6 protein-coding genes are annotated in these 6,551 nt (G+C 50.9%); 2 read left to right on the top strand and 4 right to left on the bottom strand.

Features of this window, described 5'->3' with window-relative positions:
- Positions 1-210 precede the first annotated feature (210 nt).
- Positions 211-675 carry a low molecular weight protein-tyrosine-phosphatase gene (locus DEF47_RS19430; protein ID WP_012192106.1) on the bottom strand — a complete coding sequence of 155 codons (465 nt, stop codon included), beginning with the start codon at positions 673-675 and terminating at the stop codon, positions 211-213.
- A gap of 160 nt (positions 676-835) precedes the next feature.
- Here DEF47_RS19430 and DEF47_RS19425 point away from each other — a divergent pair, with 160 nt between their 5' ends.
- The gene (locus DEF47_RS19425) at positions 836-2,347 is read left to right on the top strand and encodes an integrin alpha (RefSeq protein ID WP_012192107.1); all 1,512 of its coding nucleotides are present in this window, start codon (positions 836-838) and stop codon (positions 2,345-2,347) included.
- A gap of 230 nt (positions 2,348-2,577) precedes the next feature.
- On the opposite strand, the gene DEF47_RS19420 is transcribed toward DEF47_RS19425, so the two are convergent.
- The 3 genes from DEF47_RS19420 to DEF47_RS19410 form a co-directional block, all read right to left on the bottom strand.
- A complete protein-coding gene (locus tag DEF47_RS19420) occupies positions 2,578-3,570 on the bottom strand; it encodes an aldo/keto reductase (RefSeq protein WP_012192108.1) in 993 nt (330 codons plus the stop codon).
- 143 nt (positions 3,571-3,713) lie between these two features.
- Positions 3,714-4,121 carry a cytidine deaminase gene (cdd, locus tag DEF47_RS19415; RefSeq protein WP_012192109.1) on the bottom strand — a complete coding sequence of 136 codons (408 nt, stop codon included), beginning with the start codon at positions 4,119-4,121 and terminating at the stop codon, positions 3,714-3,716.
- On the bottom strand, positions 4,111-5,394 hold the full coding sequence (locus tag DEF47_RS19410; protein WP_012192110.1) for a hemolysin family protein: 1,284 nt from the start codon (positions 5,392-5,394) through the stop codon (positions 4,111-4,113). Before DEF47_RS19410 ends, cdd begins: the two co-directional genes overlap by 11 nt.
- Before the next feature lie 494 nt (positions 5,395-5,888).
- Here DEF47_RS19410 and DEF47_RS19405 point away from each other — a divergent pair, with 494 nt between their 5' ends.
- Entirely contained in the window at positions 5,889-6,308 is a 420-nt protein-coding gene (locus DEF47_RS19405; RefSeq protein ID WP_012192111.1) for a hypothetical protein, read from the top strand.
- The last annotated feature ends 243 nt before the right edge of the window (positions 6,309-6,551 follow it).

Raw genomic sequence — 6,551 nt, 5'->3', positions numbered from 1 at the left:
AATCCCCCTGCACCCCCTCAAGGGCAATCAAGGCTATCATCCATGCATCGATGAACCAATCTATCGGTGGTTCGTAGCAGAAACCTACCCTTGTACGCTAGCCCTTCTCCCGCCCGCGAGGCGAGGGGGAATCCCGTGATCATGAAGCTTGGCACGCCCCTCGTCCGCCGCAGTGGGAGAGGGGTTAGGGTGAGGGCATACTATTAACTATTACAGTTTTGTTGCGACAATTTCATCAAGCAAAGCATTACAGGCAGTGTGCAACATCGCATAGACTTCTTCAAAATTGCCAGTATACCAAGGGTCTGGCACATCGCGGCCTTTGACTCCGTTGGGAATATAATCAAGCATCAAGCGTACCTCAGCCCCGTTTGAGCCTAAAACCGCCTGCATATCATGCCGATTTTGGGTATCCATCGCGATCAAATAATCAAAATTCTGTTGATCAATTTTGCCAAATTGGCGGCCCCGATGGCTCAAGCTAATGCCATTATGGCGCAAAATGCGCATAGTTCCGTGGTGCGGATCATCGCCAATATGATAATGGCTCGTGCCCGCCGAATCGACTTCGATCGCATGACTAAGCTTTCGTTGCTCGACCAAGTGGCGCATAATGCCCTCAGCCATTGGCGAACGACAAATATTGCCTAAACAAACAAATAAGACCCGAACCATGGGCACTCCTTCTAGATACCTCTAATCAAGCCAAAAACTCCCTTTAGTATACCAGTTTGACGTGAATTTGAAGATCGAGTATAGTCTCGCGATATAAAAACAATTTAGTCGGAAATAACAGTCTAAACTCATCGTGGCACACGTTCTTGGAGGGTCTGGTTTGAAATTGCGTCAATTACTTGGGTTATGCGGCTGTGGCATTGCCCTTGGATTAAGTGGCTGGGCTTTTGCTGAATCCCCGCAATTCAGCGAAAGTCTCGCCGAAACAACAATTGTGGCGTTTACGGGCGGTGCTGGCGAACACGCTGGTTATGCCGTGGCCGACGCTGGCGATATTAATCAAGATGGCTTGGCCGATAGCTTGGTCGGTGCTTGGGTCGCTGATCCGTTGGGTCGCAACAACGCTGGCACCAGCTATCTAATTTGGGGTCAAGCGCTTACCGCAACCTTGCAAGCCCCCGATCTGGCCGAACGGGGCGTGGCAATTTATGGGGCCAGTGAGGGTGCTTCATCTGGCTGGAGCGTCACTGGCCTTGGCGATGTCAACGGCGACGAAATTGATGACTTTGCGATCGGGGCATGGGGCGAATCGCCCAATAACCGCGCCACTGCTGGCAGTGTGTTTGTGGTTTGGGGCGGCTCGCTCACCACAACCCTCGATTTGGCGGCGCTTGGCAATCATGGCTATCGGATTGATGGTGCGGTTGCAGGCGATCGCTTGGGCTATGCCTTGGCTGGGGTTGAAGATCTCAATAATGACGGTTTGAACGAAATCGTGATCGGGGCAATTGGGGTCGATGCCAGCGCCGATAATGCTGGCGCTGCCTATGTGGTTTGGGGCAAAACCACCACCACAACCCTCGATTTGGCAACTGCTAGCAATTATGGCTATCGGATCGATGGCGCTGCTGCAAGTGATCGGGCTGGTAGCGCGGTTGGTAGCACCAGCGACATGAACGGTGATGGCAAGCCTGAGATTTTGGTAGGCTCGTATGTGGCCGATCCATTTGGGCGTAGCGCTGCTGGTAGCGTGGCCGTCGTATGGGGTGCTAACACCACCGCCTCATATCCTATCGGAGCGCTGGCCCAGAATGGCTTTGTGATTGCCGGGGCTGGAGCGAGTGATCGCGCTGGCATCAGCTTGGTTGGCACCGGCGATCTGAATGGCGATCAACGAGGCGATTTGGCGGTTGGCAGCGATCAATTTCCTGCTGGCGGCGCTGGTCGAGTTGATTTGATTTATGGATCAGCTTTCAGTGGCACGCTTGATTTGGCGCAGCCGTTGAGCAATACCGTGCGCTTCGTGGGAGAGCAAGCTGGTGATGAGGCTGGTTTTTCGGTGGGCTATAGCGATCAACGCCTAATTATCGGAGCCTATGGAGTTGATAGTAGCCTTGGCACTGATACAGGTCGGGTGTATGTGGTCAATACCCCATCGATCAGTAATACAATTAATTTGGCCAATTTGACGATAGAACAGGGCTTTAGCCTTGATGGGGTTGTTGGCGGTGGCCGACTTGGGCGGGCAGTAGCCGGTTTGGGCGACGCTACTGGCGATGGACATGGCGATTTGCTTCTGGGAGCCGACCTTGCTGGCAGCCAGATCGAAGGCTATGCCTATATCGTTGGCCGCCTGCCAACAACAGTTTATCTGCCGATGATCATGCGGTAATCGGCGGTTGTTTCGTCAACAGCAGCGACATCACTGGTTCTCCGGTGTCGCTGCTGTTGGTGTTTTAGGGATTAGCCTTTTGATCCACGAAGGACACGAAGCGCACGAAGAGAGTAGGCTCTAGGCTATGGACTATTGGCTATCAACGATCAGTGATTTCTAAAATTATTTCGTTAGCCTAGAGCCATGTTTCGTGTCCTTCGTGCTCTTCGTGGATCAAAAACGTATCGCTAGCCCTGCAAAATGCTAGCGATTTGCTGCATTTGGCTGGGGTTCAATGGGCCGAATTGTAAGGCTTTGGCGTTTTCGCTGGCTTGAGCGACGGTACGGAAGCCTGGGATTGGCAGGGTTTGGCTGCTGCGACCCCACAACCAAGCTAAAGCACCTTGAGTCAGCGTGCGGCCTTCGCTGGTCAACACTTCGCGCAAGGCTTCGAGCTTTTTGAGCCATTCAGGATTGGGCTTGCCGGCCTGAAACCCCTCAAACCATGCAACTTTGCTGCGTACATCATCGCTGCTAAAGCTGGTAGTGGGGGTGAATTTTCCTGTCAACAAACCCATCGCTAAGGGTGCACGATTGATGCTGGCTAAATTGTGGGCTTCGCAAAAGGCGATAATTGCATCGCTCTCGCCCGTGCTATGACCATGCAATAAATTCAATTGTTGTTGCACAGCAATACAATGTGGGCCTTCAGCAAAGAGCTTAATCGCATCAAGCCGATCGGTGCTCCAACCATAGCCGCGAATTTTGCCCTCGCTCACCAAACTTTCAAGCGTATCGCGCACTGGGGCGGCATCTTCGACCGGATAGCCCCACAAGTGAAATTGTAACAAATCGACATAATCGGTATTGAGCCGTTTGAGGCTGGCTTCCAATTGTTGGCGAATTTCGGCAGGGCTAATTGGAATTTGCTCAAACGAATCTTTGCTGCCTTCAGCCCAGCTATTGCCAAATTTAGTGGCGAGAATCACCTGATCACGGCGGCCAGCGATCGCTTGGGCAATAATTTGCTCGCTGTGGCCACACCCATAGACATTGGCAGTATCGAGAAAATTGACTCCAAGCTCAAGCGCTGCATGAATTGCCTGAATTGATTCAGCATCGTCAACTTGGCCCCAACCTGAGGGATTGCCATTGTGATTGAATGGGCCGCCGATGGCCCAACAGCCTAAACCCAAAGCACTGACTTCAATACCACTTTTGCCAATTGTTCGCTTGAGCATGCGTGTGTCTCCCAGTTAGTTATTCGTCGTTACAGGCATTCTAAACATTTGCGTGCGCTCTAAGTCAATACCCCAATGTTGGGCAATATAAAAAGCCCCTGTGCAACACAAGGGCTTTGGTCGAATACACATTTGATCTTTGATTAACGATTGTGAGCTAGGCTTTCAGGTGAAAATCCACCAGGTAGCAGCTCGCGTGGCGTGGTATGTTGGGTTTGCTCAGCCAAATTTGCCAACAGCACAGGCAGATCGGGAGCAAGCTCAAACATAAATTGGCGACACATCCCACAGGGCGCAACTGGGCCAGGCGTATCGGCAACAACTGCTAACGCGATAAATTCTGTTTCGCCAGCGCTCCAAGCCGCAGCGAGGGCTGAACGCTCAGCACATAAACAGACCGGATAGGCGGCGTTTTCAATATTACAACCATGGAATATTTGTCCGCTGGCCGTCAGCACTGCTGCGCCAACTTTGAAACGTGAGTAGGGCGTGTAAGCTCGTTCGCGGGCGGTTTTGGCGTTGGCTAACAGGGCTTGGTAGTCAACCATCATCGGTATTACTCCCAACCTCGGCGAACTCGTGTTCGGCATGGGCTAAGCTTAGGCGTAGGCGTTGTGGTCGCAAGCCTTGAATCGTAACAACCTCAATTGTTGTATCTCCAGCTTGGATAACATCGCCGACTTTGGGCATTGAGCCTAACATCGACAAAACGAAGCCACCGAGACTATCTACATCGTCATTGATTAATGTTAACTCTGTGGCATCATTGACTGCATCAATTGAGACCCGACCATCGAACAGCCATTCGTGAGGGCCAACCTGTTGAATCGGCGCTTCTTCGCTATCGAACTCATCCTGAATTTCGCCAACGATCTCTTCCAGCAAATCCTCAATTGTGACTAAGCCCGCCGTGCTGCCATATTCATCGACGATAATCGCCATGTGCACTTTGCGGCTTTGCAAAGCCCGCATCAAATCATCAACTTTGATCGAATCGGGCACAAAATAGGACTGGCGTACCAAGGAGCGTAATGGCGCATCACGCAACCCATCACGCAACAGCGGAAACAGATCCTTAGCGTACAACACTCCGAGCACATGGTCAATTGACTCGTCGTAGATCGGCAACCGCGAGTGGCCAGCACTAATAAACAAATTCAGTGCTTCTTCCATCGAGGCAGTCGCAGCCAAACCGACGATATCAATCCGTGGGACCATCACTTCGCGTACAGCCGTATCGCTAAATTCAAAAATACCCTCGATCATATCGCGTTCTTCGGCCTCGATCACGCCCTCTTCTTCGCCGACGTTGACCATTAATTTCAGTTCTTCCTCGGTAACGATGAGAGGATGCTGGCCAGTTACCAAGCCAATTGGGCGGGCAATTTGGCGCAACAGCCATTGCATTGGCGCAACCAGCCACAGCAAAATCCGCAATGGACGCACCGTCCAAAGCACCATACTATCGGGATAGGCGGTGGCGAGGGTTTTGGGTAAGGTTGTGCCGATGGTGAGCCAAACCAGCAGAAAGATCAACAGAAACGAGGCTTGCTGCCAACCAGTGCGATTGGCGACAAACGTCAAGAGCAGCGCCGTTGCGCCAATCGTCCCGACGGTACTGAGCAACAACGTCCCAATTCGCAGATGATAGGGGTCTTCCAACAGGCGCATAGCCACGTTGGCGCGGCGTTCGCCGTTCTCCAACAGCGTATTCATTCGGTGGCGTGAGATAGTAGAGAGCGCTGCTTCGGCTGCTGAGGCGACACTCACAATAATGAGACACATCGCTAGCCCAAGCAGCTCTAAACTAGATGCAGGGTCCATGGGTTCAATCGGCTTCAATCGGGCCTTACGGCGCTATTATGGCTGGCTGGTTTTGGGACGCAGCAGCAACAATCCAGATTGTCGCCTTCGTCCTCCTCGAACTAGAGTTATAGATTTCGGTACTATGCAGTATGCGGCATATTGAGGGTGAATGCAAGAGGCCAACCGTTAACGTTTTCAGGATTTAACATGAAGAAGCCTATGGGTGATTGATCCACGAAGTGTGCATGGCGATAGGCTTTTGGCTGAAGATTATTTGAGATACCAAGTATTTTTCGGTTATTATGCCTTTTGCCTTTTGACTTCTGACTTCCCTCAAGGGGTTGACAGGGCGTGTATGATGCGTTCGTCAACAACGCACAATCATCGTCATTGATGTGCCTTAACAACCAAAAATACCTTGCCAAGCAATTGGACTAACTTTTAAGGAACGGTTTGCAAAATTGCTACGTCATGATTGCGTAACAATTAACAACCAGTAGGAGGATAGTCACATGCAACGGTTTTTTGGGTATGTATTGCTCGTCGTATTGATGGTTGGCTTGGTTGGCTGTGGTGGTGGTGTAACTGATACAACCATTCCGGCCCCGCCCAGCAGCAGCGAATATCAAAATGGCCAAGATCCAATTCTTGATGCAGCGGTTAGCAGCTTTAACCAAAGCGCCGCCAACGTTGGCAGTGGCACAACGACTAAATTCTATATTTCAACCGCAACTATGGATGAAATTAAGAATTTTTATACAACTGAAATGCCCAAGCGTGGTTGGAAAACCATCGAATCACCAGCAGTTCCCAACAGTGTATCAGTCAATTTCCAAGCTGATACCAATGTGGCCGCAATCAACGCGATTGATTTGACAATGACTGGCAGCACTGGAATTCTGGTGATCACGACTGGCACTAACGTCAAATAAACTTCACAATCTGCTGAGTTTTCAAGCGCCCTCAGTGTTGAGCAATTGCTTAGGCTGAGGGCTTCGTGTGGCAGATTGCAAGAGTTTGGCTGAGTTGTAACCTTTTAAATGTATCGGCGTACCAAACCTTGTGATTATTACCACACTGTTTTTGGTATAGCACGTTTTTGATTTGAGAGTTAGGATGAATGGGTGGCGCGAACATTGCTGAGCGTAAAGCCCTTGGCAATGCGAATGCCGACA

It is taken from the genome of Herpetosiphon sp. (assembly GCF_003512625.1).
Taxonomy (GTDB): domain Bacteria; phylum Chloroflexota; class Chloroflexia; order Chloroflexales; family Herpetosiphonaceae; genus Herpetosiphon; species Herpetosiphon aurantiacus.
This window is presented reverse-complemented; position numbering and strand designations above follow the sequence as displayed.

Excerpts from the sequence above, each read along its gene's own strand:
- DEF47_RS19420 (WP_012192108.1), bottom strand. The coding sequence starts at position 3,570 with ATGCTCAAGCGAACAATTGGCAAAAGTGGTATTGAAGTCAGTGCTTTG.
- DEF47_RS19430 (WP_012192106.1), bottom strand. The coding sequence starts at position 675 with ATGGTTCGGGTCTTATTTGTTTGTTTAGGCAATATTTGTCGTTCGCCA.
- DEF47_RS19410 (WP_012192110.1), bottom strand. The coding sequence starts at position 5,394 with ATGGACCCTGCATCTAGTTTAGAGCTGCTTGGGCTAGCGATGTGTCTC.
- cdd (WP_012192109.1), bottom strand. The coding sequence starts at position 4,121 with ATGATGGTTGACTACCAAGCCCTGTTAGCCAACGCCAAAACCGCCCGC.
- DEF47_RS19405 (WP_012192111.1), top strand. The coding sequence starts at position 5,889 with ATGCAACGGTTTTTTGGGTATGTATTGCTCGTCGTATTGATGGTTGGC.